At 70.7% G+C, this 15,339-nt stretch carries 12 protein-coding genes and 2 pseudogenes; 9 read left to right on the forward strand and 5 right to left on the reverse strand.

The genetic code is table 11. The features are described 5' to 3' along the window. From FDA94_RS40180 to FDA94_RS37970, 6 genes and pseudogenes are all read left to right on the forward strand, one after another. Window positions 1-256 (forward strand): annotated as a pseudogene (locus FDA94_RS40180) (cell division protein FtsZ); the annotation flags it as partial. Between the two features lie 10 nt (window positions 257-266). Next, window positions 267-980: a YggS family pyridoxal phosphate-dependent enzyme gene (locus FDA94_RS37950; RefSeq protein WP_137251854.1), complete on the forward strand. Its 714-nt coding sequence runs from the start codon at window positions 267-269 to the stop codon at window positions 978-980. Window positions 981-1,146: 166 nt separating this feature from the next. Further along, window positions 1,147-1,644 carry a cell division protein SepF gene (locus tag FDA94_RS37955; protein ID WP_030450316.1) on the forward strand — a complete coding sequence of 166 codons (498 nt, stop codon included), beginning with the start codon at window positions 1,147-1,149 and terminating at the stop codon, window positions 1,642-1,644. 83 nt (window positions 1,645-1,727) lie between these two features. Beyond that, window positions 1,728-2,015: a YggT family protein gene (locus tag FDA94_RS37960; RefSeq protein ID WP_030450315.1), complete on the forward strand. Its 288-nt coding sequence runs from the start codon at window positions 1,728-1,730 to the stop codon at window positions 2,013-2,015. A 49-nt stretch (window positions 2,016-2,064) separates the two neighbouring features. Continuing rightward, the gene (locus FDA94_RS37965) at window positions 2,065-2,940 is read left to right on the forward strand and encodes a DivIVA domain-containing protein (protein WP_137251855.1); all 876 of its coding nucleotides are present in this window, start codon (window positions 2,065-2,067) and stop codon (window positions 2,938-2,940) included. Between the two features lie 47 nt (window positions 2,941-2,987). Next, the gene (locus FDA94_RS37970) at window positions 2,988-4,589 is read left to right on the forward strand and encodes a chromosomal replication initiator protein DnaA (RefSeq protein WP_137251856.1); all 1,602 of its coding nucleotides are present in this window, start codon (window positions 2,988-2,990) and stop codon (window positions 4,587-4,589) included. Between the two features lie 298 nt (window positions 4,590-4,887). On the opposite strand, the gene ileS is transcribed toward FDA94_RS37970, so the two are convergent. Then, the gene (ileS, locus tag FDA94_RS37975) at window positions 4,888-8,019 is read right to left on the reverse strand and encodes an isoleucine--tRNA ligase (RefSeq protein WP_137251857.1); all 3,132 of its coding nucleotides are present in this window, start codon (window positions 8,017-8,019) and stop codon (window positions 4,888-4,890) included. Between the two features lie 482 nt (window positions 8,020-8,501). On the opposite strand from ileS, the gene FDA94_RS37980 reads away from it, so the two are divergent. From FDA94_RS37980 to FDA94_RS37990, 3 genes are read left to right on the forward strand one after another with little or no spacing between them, the layout of a single operon-like run. Continuing rightward, on the forward strand, window positions 8,502-8,897 hold the full coding sequence (locus FDA94_RS37980; RefSeq protein WP_137251858.1) for a TraR/DksA family transcriptional regulator: 396 nt from the start codon (window positions 8,502-8,504) through the stop codon (window positions 8,895-8,897). Further along, a complete protein-coding gene (gene lspA / locus FDA94_RS37985; RefSeq protein WP_246060374.1) occupies window positions 8,870-9,421 on the forward strand; it encodes a signal peptidase II in 552 nt (183 codons plus the stop codon). The genes FDA94_RS37980 and lspA overlap by 28 nt, the downstream gene beginning before the upstream one ends. Continuing rightward, window positions 9,414-10,340: an RluA family pseudouridine synthase gene (locus FDA94_RS37990; RefSeq protein WP_137251860.1), complete on the forward strand. Its 927-nt coding sequence runs from the start codon at window positions 9,414-9,416 to the stop codon at window positions 10,338-10,340. Before lspA ends, FDA94_RS37990 begins: the two co-directional genes overlap by 8 nt. Before the next feature lie 2 nt (window positions 10,341-10,342). Here the strand turns inward: FDA94_RS37990 and FDA94_RS37995 are convergent, their stop codons facing one another. The 4 genes and pseudogenes from FDA94_RS37995 to FDA94_RS39690 all read right to left on the reverse strand — a co-directional run. Further along, a complete protein-coding gene (locus tag FDA94_RS37995; RefSeq protein WP_137251861.1) occupies window positions 10,343-11,188 on the reverse strand; it encodes an oxidoreductase in 846 nt (281 codons plus the stop codon). Window positions 11,189-11,207: 19 nt separating this feature from the next. Further along, window positions 11,208-12,563, reverse strand: coding sequence for a serine/threonine-protein kinase (locus FDA94_RS39685; protein ID WP_170991307.1), 1,356 nt, complete (start codon window positions 12,561-12,563; stop codon window positions 11,208-11,210). A gap of 126 nt (window positions 12,564-12,689) precedes the next feature. Then, a complete protein-coding gene (locus tag FDA94_RS38005) occupies window positions 12,690-14,426 on the reverse strand; it encodes a serine/threonine-protein kinase (protein WP_137251862.1) in 1,737 nt (578 codons plus the stop codon). Window positions 14,427-14,442: 16 nt separating this feature from the next. After that, window positions 14,443-15,339: pseudogene (locus FDA94_RS39690) on the reverse strand (hypothetical protein); the annotation flags it as partial.

The raw sequence follows: 15,339 nt of genomic DNA on the forward strand, positions 1-15,339 counted from the left end.
CACTCCGGCGCAGCAGCCCGCCCCGGTCCCGGCCGAGCGGGAGGCCAGCGTGTCGACCGGCGCGTTCGGCGCCCGCGAGAGCGCCGAGGCCCGGCCCGAGCAGCAGAGCGCGTCGGGCACCGGCCCGTTCGCGATCCCGCGCCCGACCGAGCCGCCGACGCCGATCACCTCCAAGGTCACCCAGCCGGTGCCGCGCCGCCCGGTCGTCTTCGAAGAGCAGGAAGACGAACTCGACGTGCCCGACTTCCTGAAGTAACCGCTCATCCATGACCCACGCCGCACCCTCCCCCCGGGGTGAGGAGATCGCGGCGGGGCTGGCCGAGGTCGAACGCCGCATCACCGACGCGTGCGCCGCCGCCGGCCGGTCCCGCTCCGAGATCACGCTCATCGCGGTCACCAAGACCTACCCCGCCTCCGACGTCCGCCTCCTGGCCGGGCTCGGCGTCGCCGACGTCGGGGAGAACCGCGACCAGGAGGCCGCCGCCAAGGCCGCCGAATGCGCCGATCTGGCGCTGACCTGGCACTTCATCGGCCAGGTGCAGACCAACAAGGCCCGGTCCGTGGCCGCCTACGCCGATCTGATCCACGGCGTCGACCGGCTCCGCCTCGCCGAGGCGCTGTCCCGCGAGGCCGTCCGCGCCGGGCGCGAGATCGGCTGCCTCATCCAGGTCTCCCTCGACGGCCGCGCCGGCCGCGGGGGCGCGCTCCCCGCCGACGTCCTTCCGCTCGCCGACGCGCTGGCCGCGCTGCCCGGGCTCTCACTGCGGGGCGTCATGGGGGTCGCGCCGCTGGGGGAGGACCCGGCTCCCGCGTTCGCGCGGTTGTACGGGGTGGCGCAAGCCGTACAAAAGGATCATCACCACGCGAACATTATTTCGGCGGGCATGAGCGGCGATCTGCCCCAAGCGATAGCCAACGGCGCGACACACCTGCGAGTCGGTACGGCGTTGCTCGGCCGTCGGAAGCCCTTCGTCAGGTAATGTCCCCCGAGTAACAAGTAGGTACGATCAGCGGTTCGCCAGCACGAGAGACGCGGACGGCCGAAGGACGGCCGTGGCTCGAGCCTGAATTCGCCTCAGACAACAGGCGCGGAGTTCCGCCACGGACCTTCAGCCATGGGCACGGTAGACGGAGGACGACGGAGCGATGGCCGGCGCGATGCGCAAGATGGCGGTCTACCTCGGTCTCGTGGAGGACGACGACCGTTACGACCGATACCGCGAGTACGCCGACGAGTTCGGCGACGACTACGACATCCCTGGCGACTTCAACCCGCAGGGCACCCAGGGCCGTGACGCGGGCGACGACTCCCCGGTCCCGGCCCCACGACCCTCCGCGGCCGTGATCGAGCGGCGGACGACCGATCTGGCCCGGATTACCACGCTCCATCCCCGCACCTACAACGAGGCGCGCACCATCGGTGAGCACTTTCGCGAGGGCACCCCGGTCATCATGAATCTGACCGAAATGGTTGACAGCGACGCGAAACGACTCGTCGATTTTGCGGCAGGTCTGATTTTTGGCCTACACGGCAGCATTGAACGTGTTACCAACAAGGTGTTCCTGTTGTCCCCGGCCAACGTCGAGGTGACGGCTGAGGACAAGGCACGGATCGCGGAACGCGGCTTCTTCAACCAGAGCTAGAGTTCCGTGTATGAACAGTGAGCGGCTCCCCGGCGGCCTGACCGCCCGGAGGAAGCGGACCTGGACGGAGGCGAGGCTCGACCGTGGGGATCGTTAGTGAGATCTTGGTCGCTGTCCTGGCCCTCTACCTGGTTCTGCTGATCGGACGGATGATCTTCGAGACGGTCCAGGCGTTCGCCAGATCCTGGCGGCCCAGGGGCCCGGTGCTCGTCTTGGCGGAGGCCACATACACCGCCACCGACCCACCTCTCAAGTTTCTCCGCCGTTTCATTCCTCCCCTCAGGTTGGGTACGGTGGCCTTTGACCTAAGCTTCACAGTGCTGTTCATTGTGGTCTTGGTCTTGATCCAAGTCGTGTCCGCGCTTCGTTGATCGGGTACCGTCCCTCCGGACAGACTCCAAGCGCGCCAAGGAGACCCAAATGCCGCTGACGCCCGCCGACGTGCGGAACAAGCAGTTCAGTACCACCCGGTTGCGACCGGGCTACGACGAGGAGGAGGTGGACGCTTTCCTCGACGAGGTCGAGGCTGAGCTCGACCGCCTCATCCAGGAGAACGAGGAGCTGCGCGCCAAGCTGGCCGAGTGTCTCCGGGGCAAGGTCCCGGGCGGCATGGCCATGGGCGGCATGCAGATGGCCCCCGCTCCCGTCGCCGAGACCCCCCAGGCCCCCATGCAGCAGCCGGAGCCGATCGCTCCGCCGCAGCCGGTGCGCCCCGAGCCCGTTCCCGTCGGCATGGGGCTTCCCCCGGCCGAAGACAACATGGACACCGCGGCCCGCGTGCTCGCGCTGGCCCAGCAGACCGCCGACCAGGCGATCGCCGACGCCCGCCGTGAGGCCGACGAGACCGTGACCCGCGCCCGCCGCGAGGCCGACGAGGTTCTCGGCAAGGCCCGCCGTCAGGCCGAGCAGGTCATCGGCGACGCGCGTGCGCGCGCCGAGACTTTGGAGCGTGACGCTCAGGAGCGTCACCGTCAGGCGATGGGCTCGCTGGTGCAGACCCGCGACGAGCTCGAGCGCAAGGTCGACGAACTGCGCAGCTTCGAGCGCGAATACCGCAGCCGTCTGAAGCTCTACCTGGAGAACCAGCTCGCCGAGCTGAACGTCCAGGCCGAGGGCAGTGGCGGCTTCCCGATCGTCGGCAACCCGGCCATGCAGCAGGGCCAGCCCGGCCAGCCGCAGATGGCCCACGCCGTCGCCCCCGGTCCGCAGATCCAGGCCGTCCCCAACCCGTTCGCCACCGAGCAGCACTCCGGAGGGTTCCCCGCCCCCGACGGCTCTCACGGCGAGCGCCGGTAGGTATCCGCTTCTCGCACGCGTACAGGTAGTTCGGAAGGCCGCCCCCCGTGATCCTTGTCAGTGCCGCCCTTGTCCTCGCGGCGATCGTTCTGCTGATCGCCGGTGTCGTACTCGGGATGGCATTCCTCGTGATGTGGTCGATCGTGATCAGCGTGCTGAGCGCGGTCTGCCTGCTGATCGGGGCGCTGCTGAGGCGTCACGAGCTGTTCCCCGCCGGGGGCCGGGCCGCTGTCGAGGCCCATCAGGCCGCCGTGGCACCGCAGATGGTGCTGCACATGGCGCCGCAGATGGCCCACGCCGGAATGCCGGTCTACGGTGCGCCGACGGCCATGCCCCCCACGGCGCCGGTGCCGCCGGCGGCTTCTCCCGCCTATCCGCCCAACCCGACCGTGACCGCCCCCGTGCCCGTCCCCGGGCTGGGGCCCGACTCGATCGTCCTGGTGATCCCCGGCCGCAAGAGGTTCCACCGGTCCGGCTGCCGGCAGCTCGTCGGCCGCGAGACCGAGGAACTGACGGTCGAGGAAGCCAGGGAAGAGGGCTTCACGCCCTGCACGACCTGCGTCGTCGACGCAGTCACAGACGACACCTGGGCCGCCACGGTCCAGGAAGCGAGGGTGGAGCCGGCCGACACCCCCGGGCGCGCCGGTTCGGTGCCTCCGGCCGCCTCCACCCCTCCCGTCGTCCCCCCTGCGGCTCCCTCCCTGGAGCCGTCCGACACCACCGCCGTCTTCCACGCCGAACCGCCGTCGGCCGGATGGCCGGAGCCGGTCCCGTCCGACCGGCCCGAGACGTCCCGGCCTCCCGTGCCGGGCGGCTGGCCCGAGCCGGTCCGCCCCACCGAGCCCGCGGCCAGGAAAGAGACGCCGGCGAGGGTCAATCCCTACGCCAAGGCCGACGCCGATGCCCGCGCGAAGGAGCCCGAGGCCGAGAGCCCGGTTCCGTCTTTCGAGGCCGCCAAGTCCGAAGAGGCCACGCCTCGGCCGGTCAAGCCCGAGGCTTTCAAGCCAGCAGCCGTCAGGTCTGAAGCCGGCGAGCCCGAGGGCGGCACGCCCGAGGGTGTCAAGCCGGAAGTCGTCAGGTCTGAAGCGGGCAAGCCCGAAGTCGGCAAGTCGGCAGCCGTGGGGTCTAAAGCCGCCAAGCCCGAAGCTTTCAAGCCGGAGGTCGGCGAGTCTGAAGCCTTCAAGGCCGAAGCCGCCACGTCCGAAGTCGGCAAGCCGGGAGCAGGCAAGCCCGAAGCCGCCAAGCTCTATGCCGTGGAGCCGGAAGCCGGCAAGTCGGCGGCCGCGTCCGAGGCCGCCGCGCCGAAGCCCTCCGCCAAGGAACGGGCCTCCGAGCCCGCTGGCGAGCCCGCCAAGCCGTCCATCGCGATTCCCGAGGCTTCGTCCTCCTGGAACGCCTTCTCCCGGCCCACCGTCTCACCTGAGGCCGAGGTGGCCGAGGAGGAAGAGGTCGTCGGAGAAGACCGCGACGGTGACACCGTCGAGCGCAAGCTGCCGCCGCCCATGGTGAAGGTCATGGAGGGCACCCGGCGCTACCACGCGCCCGACTGCCCGCTGATCAAGGGCGAGGAAGACGGCATCGAGACCATGTCCAAGCCGGCCGCCGAAGAGGCGGGCCTGACGCCCTGCACGGTCTGCGACAAATCCTGAGACTTCGTATGAAGAAGGCCCGGTGGACTTGATCCACCGGGCCTTTCTTCGCCCCATGTAGCACCCCGCGCAAGCGTCTGCCCGGTGATGTCGGGGTTAGTCGTCGAGGGCGCGACTTTTCAACGCGGCCCGCGCGCGGTCGTCCACGGCGCGGCCGATGACAGGGAGCGGACCTGTGAACCGATCCGGGCTGCGAAGTTGTTGCGGGTCGCCTCCTTCCGGTGGCGTTCCTCCGTGCTCGTCGTGAACGGAAGAAAGCCCGGCGGATCGAGTCCGCCGGGCTTTCGTCGCTCGTTCGTCAGGCCTTGCGGAGCTGGAAGGCCAGGCCCAGGTCCGTGTCCTCGTGGCGGTGGAGGCCGTCGCTGAAGCCCTCCGTGAAGGACGTGGCCAGCACCTCTTCCGCCACCAGGCCGCCGCCCTCCCGCAGCGCCGTGGCGAGGTCGCCGTCGGCGGCCCACCACAGGTCGATGCGGTCGGTGATGGACAGGCCCGTCGACTTGCGGGCGTCCTGGACCAGGCGGATGACCTCGCGGACGAGGCCGGCCCGGCGGAGTTCGTCGGTCATGGCCAGGTCGAGGGCGATGGTCTCGCCGGTGCCGGTGTCGACGGCGCCCGTCTCGACCGCCCAGCCCGACTTGGGCTGCTCGGTGATGATGAGGTCGTCGCCGCCGACGGTGACCTCGCCGAGTTCGCCCGCCTCCAGGGCCGCGGAGCCGCCTTCACGGATCGCCCTGGCCAGCACGCCGGGGTCGGCTGCCGCGACCGCGGCGGCGACCAGCTTGGTCTGGCTGCCGAAGCGCTTGCCGAGGGCGCGGAAGTTGGGCTTGACGGTGAAGGTGACCAGGTCGGCGGAGAAGCCCGACATGTCCTCCAGGGCCTGCACGTTGAGCTCGTCGGCGATCAGGTCGCGCAGTTCCGCCGACAGGGCCGACCAGCCGGGGGCCCCCACGAGGGCGCGGCCGAGCGGCTGGCGGGTCTTGACCGACGACGACGCGCGCGCCGAGCGGCCCAGCTCGACCAGGCGGCGGACCAGCGCCATCTGCTCGGTCAGCGCCGGGTCGAGGCGGGCCTCGTCGACCTTCGGCCAGGTCGCCAGGTGGACCGACGCGGGGGCGTCGGGGGTGCGCAGGGCCTCCCAGACGTAGTCGGTGGTGAACGGGACCAGGGGGGCCATCAGACGGGTGACGGTCTCCAGGCATTCGTACAGGGTCGCGAACGCCGACTCCTCGCCCTTCCAGAAGCGGCGGCGGGAGCGGCGGACGTACCAGTTGGAGAGGTCGTCGAGGAACTCCGTCAGGCGGCGGCCCGCGCGGGCGGTGTCGAAGACGTCCAGGGCCGCGGTGACCTCGGCGACGGTGCGGTTGAGCTCGGCCAGGGCCCAGCGGTCGATGAGCGGGCGGTCCGCGGGGGCGTCCCCGGGGGTCCACTGCGACGCGTTGGCGTACAGGGTGAAGAAGCTCGCCGTGTTCCAGTAGGTCAGCAGGACCTTGCGGACGATCTCCTCCAGCGCCGCGTGGCCGATCCGGCGGGGCGACCACGGGGAGCCGCTGGTGGCCATGTACCAGCGCAGCGAGTCGGCGCCGTGCTGGTCCATGAGCGGCATGGGGCGCAGCACGTTGCCCAGGTGCTTGCTCATCTTGCGGCCGTCTTCGGCCAGGATGAGGCCGAGGCAGAGCACGTTCTCGTACGACGACCTGTCGAAGACCAGGGTCCCGACGGTCATCATCGAGTAGAACCAGCCGCGCGTCTGGTCGATGGCCTCGCAGATGAACTGGCCCGGGTAGGCGGCCTCGAAGACCTCCTTGTTGACGTGGGGGGCGCCCCACTGCGCGAAGGGCATGGCGCCCGAGTCGTACCAGACGTCGATCACGTCGGGTACCCGGCGGGCCTCGCCGCCGCACTCGCCGCAGGCGAAGGTGACGTCGTCGACGTAGGGGCGGTGCGGGTCGAGCGCCGTCAGGTCCTGGCCGGCCTTCTCGCCCAGCTCCTTCAGCGAGCCCACGCACGTCACGTGGTCTTCGTCGCAGATCCACAGCGGCAGCGGCGTGCCCCAGTAACGCGACCGGGACAGCGCCCAGTCGACGTTGTTGCGGAGCCATTCGCCGTAGCGGCCGTTCTTGATCGTGTCGGGGAACCAGTTGGTGCCCTCGTTCTCGGCGAGCAGGCGCTCCTTCACCGAGGTGGTGCGGATGTACCACGACGGGAGCGCGTAGTAGAGGAGCGGGGTGTGGCAGCGCCAGCAGTGCGGGTAGCTGTGCTCGAAGTGCGAGCCGCGGAACAGCAGGCCGCGTTCGCGGAGATCGGCCGTGAGGCCCTCGTCGGCGTCCTTGAAGAACTGGCCGCCGACCTGCGGGACGTCGGCCAGGAACCGGCCGTCGGGGCCGACCGGGTTGACGACGGGCAGGCCGTACTTCTTGCAGACCTGCATGTCGTCGGCGCCGAACGCGGGGGCCTGGTGGACCAGCCCGGAGCCGTCTTCGACGGTGACGTAGTCGCCGAGCACGACGAAGTGGGCGCCGGGGATGTCGACCAGGTCGAAGGGTCGCTGGTACGGCGTGTGCTCCAGCTCCGCGCCGAGGAACGACTCGCGGACCGACCAGCCCTCGCCGAGCGCCGCGCCGACGAGCGGCTCGGCCACGATGACGGGCTTCTCGCCCTCCTTCTCGGCGACCACGTAGGTGACCTCGGGGTGCACCGCCACGGCGGTGTTCGACACGAGGGTCCACGGGGTGGTCGTCCAGATGAGCAGATCCACGCCCTCGAAGCGGCCCGAGGTGACCGGCATCCGGACGTACACGGAAGGACTGGAGACGGTCTCGTATCCGCCGGGCTGGCCGAGCTCGTGGTCGGACAGGCCGGTGCCGCAGCGCGGGCAGTAGGGCGTGATCCGGAAGTCGCGGAACAGCAGGCCCTTGTCGAAGACGACCTTGAGCGACCACCAGACGGCCTCGACGTAGGCCGGGTCCATCGTGCGGTAGGCCTGGGACATGTCGACCCAGTAGCCCATCCGCTCGGTCATCTCCTCGAACGCGTCGACGTGCCGCAGGACGGACTCGCGGCAGCGGGCGTTGAACTCGGCGATGCCGTAGGCCTCGATCTGGGGCTTGCCCGACAGGCCCAGCTCCTTCTCGACCGCCACCTCGACGGGCAGGCCGTGGCAGTCCCAGCCCGCCTTGCGCGGCACGTGGTAGCCGTTCATCGACTTGTAGCGGGGGAAGACGTCCTTGAAGACGCGCGCCTCGACGTGGTGGACGCCGGGCATGCCGTTGGCCGTCGGGGGGCCCTCGTAGAAGACCCACGACGGGCCCGTGGCGTTCTGTTCGAGGGAACGTTCGAAGACCTTGCCGTCGCGCCAGCGCGCCAGCACCTCGTGTTCGAGGCGCGGCAGGTCGACCTGCGCGGGCAGTGGGTGGAACTGGTGGCTGGACACGGATCCTCCACGCTCATCGGACAATGGCGCGGAGGGACGAGGCCGTGGGGCCCCGCGGTACCACCCTCCTTGGCCCCCGAATCGGGGAGCCCACTCTTGTGATGCCGGTTCTACTGGGCGTGACGCCGTTCTTCCGGCGGCTCCGGGGTGATCTTCCCCGCGCGCCTCACCCCGGGCTTCCACCGTCCCCGGGTCGCTCCTGTGAGGGGGTGCGTGAGTACTCGTCCCCATCAATGCCGTGCAATTCCCAAAGATAACGCAGCGACCGGGTGCTGGCTTCCCGATATCGGGGTAGGGAGCGCGGAACACGCGGCGAGGCGTAGGTGTTGAACCCACATCTCGGCGCGGAGGTATGCGGCAAACGGGGAGGAGCAAGCCGTCCGGTACGGATGGCGTAAAAGCGTCGGCGCGTCGATTGCCGATCTTGTTTTCGCATACCTACGATGCCCGGACTTGCACCATCACTGCATTTGGGAGGCCCTATGGCCACGCGCGCGGCCAAGACCGCCGTCACTGAGGACGTCTGGTCCGCCGATGAACTCGCCGGGGTCCGCGACCGGTTGCTGACCGAGATCGGGGAGCTCCAGGACGACATCGCCCGGGCCGAGGCCTCTCTCGCGCTCGGCAATTCCTCCGAGGGCGCCGGCGACGACCCGGCCGACGCCGGAGCCAAGACCTATGAGCGCGAACGTGAGATCGCCCTTACCCTGAATGCGCGCGATCTGCTCGCGCAGAACGAGCGGGCGATCGCCCGCATCGACGCGGGAACATATGGGGTGTGCGAATCGTGCCAACGGCCGATCGGGAAGGAACGTCTGCAGGCGTTCCCGAGGGCGACGCTGTGCGTGGCGTGCAAGCAGCGGGAGGAACGCCGCTGACGCAGGATGAGGCGACGCGGGCGCGGCGGATCAAGCTCCTCGCCGCCGTGGCCGTGCTCATCTATGTATTCGACCTGATCACCAAGTTCCTCGTGGTCGAATACCTCGAAGACCGGCTGCCGACGGTGCTCATCCCCGACGTGCTGGTCTTCAACGTCATCCGGAACCCGGGGGCGGCGTTCTCCATCGGGACCGGCATGACGATCGTCTTCACGATCATCGCCGCGGTGGTGATCGGCGCGATCATCCGTACCGCCCGGCAGCTGCGTTCGCTGCCGTGGGCGATCGACCTCGGCCTCCTGCTCGGAGGCGCCCTCGGGAACCTGACCGACCGGATCTTCCGGTCGCCGGCGCCGTTCCAGGGCCACGTGGTCGACTTCGTCCAGGTCTTCCCCGCGACCAACTTCCCGATCTTCAACGTGGCCGACTCCGCGATCGTCTGCGGCGGGATCCTGGCCGTGTTCCTGGCCTGGCGCGGCTACCAGATCGACGGCACCCGCGAGGGGGCGGTCAAGGATGCCTGACCAGCGGTCGCTGCCCGTCCCCGACGGGCTGGAGGGAGAGCGGCTCGACGCCGCTCTCGCTCGTCTCTTCGGCTTCTCCCGCACCCGCGCGGCCGAGCTCATCGTGGGCGGCGACGTCCTCGTCGACGGCTCGCCCGCCGGGAAGTCCGACCGGGTCTCGGCCGGGTCGTGGCTCGACGTCACCATCCCCCCGCCGGTCGCCGCGCCCATGCCGGTGGCCGAGCCGGTCCCCGGGATGACGATCCTGTACGAAGACGACGACGTCGTCGTGGTGAACAAGCCCATCGGCGTGGCGGCCCACCCCTCCGTGGGCTGGACCGGCCCGACGGTCATCGGCGGCCTCCTCGGCACCGGCCACCGCGTCTCCACCAGCGGCGCGGCCGAGCGGCAGGGCATCGTGCACCGCCTCGACGCCAACACCACCGGCTGCATGGTCGTGGCCAAGAGCGAGCGGGCCTACACCCTGCTGAAGCGGGCGTTCAAGGAACGGACCGTCGAGAAGCGCTACCACGCCCTGGTCCAGGGCCACATGGACCCGCTGCGCGGCACCATCGACGCGCCGATCGACCGGCACCCCTCCGGCGACGGCCGCTGGGCCGTGGTGGCCGGCGGCAAGGACTCGGTGACCCACTACGACACGCTGGAGGCCTTCCGGTCGGCCTCGCTGCTCGACATCCGCCTGGAGACCGGGCGGACGCACCAGATCCGGGTGCACATGTCGACCATGCGGCACCCGTGCGTGGGCGACCTGCAGTACGGCGCCGACCCGACGCTCTCGGCCCGCCTGGGCCTGTCGCGGCAGTGGCTGCACGCGGTGATGCTGGCCTTCGAGCATCCCTCGACCGGCGAGTGGGTCACCTTCAACGCCGACTATCCGGCCGACCTCGCCCACGCCCTCGACGTGATCGCCGATTCCTGACGTCAGCCGAGTGACCCGAGGCGCGCCAGCGCGTCGGCGGGCAGCCGGATGCCCGAGGCCTCGACGTTCTCCCTCAGGTGGGCGACCGACGACGTGCCCGGGATGACGCAGATGGTCGGGGAGCGGTGCAGCAGCCAGGCCAGCGCCGTCTGCTGGGGGGTCGCGCCCAGGTCGCGGGCCACCTCGTCCAGGACCTGCGACTGCAGCGGGGAGAAGCCGCCCAGCGGGAAGAACGGGACGTAGGCGATGCCCTGCTCGGCGCAGACGTCCACCAGGGCGTCGTCGCCCCGGTCGACCAGGTTGTAGGCGTTCTGTACGCAGACCACCGGCGCGATGCCCCGGCAGACCAGGAGCTGGTCGGCGGTGACGTTGCTGACGCCCAGGTGGGCGATCAGGCCCTCGTCCATGAGCGCGGCCAGGACGCTGAAGGGGACGGTCGGGTCGCCGGTGTCGAACATCCGGAGGTTGACCACGTCGAGGTGGTCGACGTCGAGGCGCTTGAGGTTGTCGTACACGGCCTCGATCAGTTCCGGCTCGGTCAGGGCGGGGTGCCACGACTTGTCGGGGCCGCGCCGGCCGCCGACCTTCGTGACGATGCGCAGGCCGTCCGGATAGGGGTGCAGGGCCTCGCGGATGAGGTCGTTCACCACGTGGGGGCCGTAGTAGTCGCTGGTGTCGATGTGGAGCAGGCCCAGGTCGGCGACCGTCCGCAGGACGCGGATCGCCTCCGCCCGGTCTTTCGGCGGGCCCCAGATCCCCGGGCCCGTCAGGCGCATGGCGCCGTAGCCCATTCTCGTCAGGGCCAGGTCGTCGGTGAGTTTGAGGATTCCGCCGGTGATGTCGTCCATGGGGATCCCTTGCCCGGGTTCATTCGTCAGGAAGCTGGCCCTCAAGCTGACCTGTGCTTTCCAGGCTTGAGTTTTCCTGGCTTTGGTCCTCCTCCCCGGTGTTCTCCTCCGGAGCGGGGTCCTCCGTGGGCTCCTGGGTGGGGGTTTCCTCGTCCTCGGACCCTTCGCTCGATGGGCTCGCCTCCTCGCTTGGCCGCTCGGACGGACTGGCTTTTGGGGAGGGGGCCTGGCCCTTCTCCTGGGGTTGCTGCTGCTCTTCCTGGCGGCGCTCGGTCGGCTGGGCCGCCGGCTCCTCGTCGGCCGTCGTCTCCGCCGTGGCGTCGGGGGTGGCCTTGACCTTCTTCTTCGCGGGGACCTGCGCCGGGATCGTGTCGGCCGGGGTCACCGGAGGATCTCCCGCGGTCATGTAGGCGATGGTCCCGGCGCTCAGCCCGACCGCCAGGACGGCCGAGACGACCGCCGTGAAGGGCCACTTCTTCCGGGGGCCGCTCTCCGTGACGGGCGGGGTCGGCGGCGGCGGGACCGGGACGAAGGGGGCCGTCGGCTCCGAGGTGATGCCGTTGACGATGTTGTGAAGGTGGCTCTCGGCCTCCTCCGCCGTCATGCGGCGGGCCGGGTCCTTCTCCAGGAGGCCGTGCAGGACCGGGGTGAGGGGACCGGCGCGGTAGAGCTGGCCATAGGGCTCGTACATGACCGCCGCGAGCGACGCCATGGCGTGGCCCCGGTGGAACGGCGAGCGGCCCTCGACGGCCAGGAACAGGGTCACGCCGAGCGACCACATGTCCGAGGCACGGACCGCGCGGCCCCCTGCCGCACGCTCCGGGCTGATGAAGGCGGGCGTGCCCACGAGGGAGCCCGTCCGCGTCACCGGGCTGTCGTCCTCCATCGCCGCGATGCCGAAGTCGGTCAGGACCGCCCGGCCGTCGGGGGTGATGAGCACGTTGTCGGGCTTCACGTCCCGGTGCAGGACCCCCGCCTGGTGGGCCGCCTTCAGAGCGCTGAGCACCTGGAGGCCGATGGTCGCGACCCGGTGAGGGCGCATCGGGCCCTCGTCGCGGATCAGCGCCCCCAAGGTCGTGGACGGGACGTACTGCATCACGATCCACGGATGGCCGCGTTCCTCGAAGACGTCGTAGACCGCGGCCACCGCCGGGTGGCCCACCCTGCCGGCGGCGCGCGCCTCCCGGAGGGTGCGGATCGTGAAGATCTCGCGGTCGGCGCCGGACAGGTCGGCGTTGAGCTCTTTCACGGCGACTTCGCGTTCCAGGGTTTCGTCCAGGGCACGCCACACGGTGCCCATCCCACCCCGGCCGAGCGGTTCGATCAGGCGATAACGGCTGGCGACGATACGGTCGGACGTCTGAGACTCGGGCATGCCGCCCGGCTACCCCGCCAGGGGAATCACATGCCCGTTATTCGCAGCAGTCCCGTAACTAGAGCCGCGACGACGAGGACGAGCAGGAACGGCGCGCCCGGCAGACCGCGTCCTGCCCGGCGGACGTCAGATGGGCCGGAACGTCCGGGCGAAGGTCCGGAACCAGGGGCCGGCCTTGGCCCACGACGACTCCGGGACCTGCCAGTAGAGGGCGTAGCACTGGTTGTCGATGCGGAAGGCGCGGTCGTAGACGCGCTGGACGCCCGCGGAGGTGGTGTGCAGGAACTCCCAGTCGGCGCCCGGGGCGTCGAACCCGCCGACGACGAGCGCGGTGCGCTTCAGCGCGATGCGCTTGTAGCCGCGCAGGTACCCCTTCGTGGTCGAGGCCTGCTCGACCACCTCGAGCGCCTCCACCGGGTCGTCGCGCTCCCACGGGGTGAGGTCGATCTGCAGGTAGCCCGGCATGCCCGGGCCCTTGAAGTAGACCCGCTGCCCCTCTCGCCGGTACGCCTCCCACCCGGGCGGCAGCGCCACGGCGAACCGCAGCTGCTCGTCCTGGTAGTCGCTCCAGCCCTGCGGCAGGGGCGGGCCCTCGGGGGACGGCTCCGCCGAGGGTTCCGCCGAGGGTTCCGCCGACGGTTCGGGCGAGGGTTCGGGTGAGGGTTCTGGCGACGGTTCGGGTGTGGGGACCCCGGCGACCGGGTCGAGACCGCCGGCGACGACGCCCGGGTCGGTGCCGGGCCGGAGGGTCGTGTACGCGAAATAGCCGCCGATGCCCACCAGCGCGACCAGCAGGGTGGCCAGCGTGATGATCAGGAACTTGTCGCGGTCCTTCTCCTGCGGGGGCGGTGGGACGTGGGCCGGTGTCTGCCAGCCGCCGGGAGCCGGCGGCCCGCCGAACGTGGGCTGCGACGGCGCGCCGAAGCCGGCGGGTGCGGTGCCCTGGGCCGGGAAGGCCGCCGGAGGACTCGCCGGAGTGCCGTTCTGCGGGGTGTTGCGGGTCTGGCCGCCCTGGGGGTTCCACTTGCCGGAGGCCGCCTGGTGGAGCAGGTCCATGGCCTCGTCGGGGCCCATGCGGCGGGCGGGGTCCTTGCACATCAGCCCGTCGAGGACCGGCGCGAGCGGCCCCGCGCGGTGCGCGACAGGGGTCTCCTCGTGCAGGACGGCGGCCATGCTCGCGATCGGCGTGCCCCGGTCGAAGGGGGAGCGGCCCTCGACCGCCGCCCACAGGGTCGCGCCCAGCGACCACAGGTCGGACTCGGGGGCCGCGGGGTGGCCCGACAGACGTTCCGGGGGGAGGAAGGCCGGGGTGCCGGTGATGGAGCCCGTCAGGGTCACCGACGGGTCTTCGGTCATGGACGCGATGCCGAAGTCGGTGAGGACCACCCGGTTGTCGGGGGTCAGCAGGACGTTCTCGGGCTTGACGTCCCGGTGGAGGATGCCGGCCGCGTGGGCGGTCACCAGGGCGTCGAGGACCTGGGCGCCGATGGCGGCCACCCGGTCGGGCGCGAGGGGGCCGTGTTTGCGCAGCGCGTCGCCCAGGGAGGTCGAGCGGACCAGCTGCATGACGATCCAGGGGCGGCCGTCCTCCTCGATGACGTCGTGGACGACGATCACGTTCGGGTGGGACAGCCGGCCCGCCGCACGGGCCTCGCGGATGGTGCGGCGGTTGAACTCGGCGCGGTCGTCGTCGCTGAGCGCGGTGTAGAGGACCTCCTTGACCGCCACGGGGCGGTCGAGCAGGTCGTCGTGGGCGCGCCAGACGACGCCCATCCCGCCGCGGCCTATCCGCTCCTCGAGCTGGTACCTCCCCGCCAGGCGGCGCGACCCTTCCACATCATCCCCCTTCGAACCGTTTGGCATCGTCCCACAGCGGGGGCTACTTGTCGGGTTCGAAGGACTTGGCGAAGGTGTCGAAGTAGTGGCGGTACTTGTCCCAGTCCTTGTCGCGGGTCTTCCACAGGATCGCGTAGCCGTGCTTGTCGTCGACGACGAAGCCGCGGTTCAGGATGTGTCCGGTGTTGCCGGGCGGCTCCCAGGTGAACTCCCAGTCGGCCGCGTCGCGGAAGTAGTCGACCTTCTTCATGTACAGGCGCTTGTAGCCCGTCCACGTGCGCATGACCGGCTCCTGGTCCTTCCAGGCCTGCAGCGCGTCCTTGCCGGGGGTGCTGGTCTGGTCGATCTGGAGGTAGGCGCCTTCGAGCGGGCCGCGGATGAAGACGCTGGAGCCGTCGTTGTTGGAGTACTTCCAGCCCGGCGGGATGCCGATGGAGAAACCCGTCGGGTCCTTGTACGTCTTCCAGCCCTTGGGCAGCGCGTCCTCCTCGTCCTCCTCCTTGGAGGGGGACTCGGACGGCTCGGGGGAGGGCTCCTTCTCGTCGTCCGAAGGGGTCGCGGACGGCTTGTCGGACTCCTCGCCCCCCGCTCCCTCGGACGGGTCGCCCGACGGGTCGGCGGCGGCGGAGGTGGCCGGGGGCTTGAGCGTCGCGGCGGTGCCGGAGCCCTCGGTGGCCTGCTTCATGCCGAGCCACAGCGCGACGCCGCCCACCACCAGGATGGCCGGGACCGCGATCAGGGCGGCCTTGAGCAGGCCGTTCCTGCGTTCGGGGATGTCGACCGTGCTCCACGCCTGGCGGCCGGACTCGGGGAGCGGCACGGACGCCTGCTCGCCGTAGCGGGTGTGGCCGGGTTCGTCGGCGAAGAACGGGGACGCGCCGACCGGTTCGGCGTGGAAGGCTCCCGGCGCCGCGCCCGACTGGCGGGCCGGCGCGGGCTC

Origin of the sequence: Herbidospora galbida, from assembly GCF_005233835.1 — a bacterium.
In the GTDB taxonomy this organism is placed as follows: domain Bacteria; phylum Actinomycetota; class Actinomycetes; order Streptosporangiales; family Streptosporangiaceae; genus Herbidospora; species Herbidospora galbida.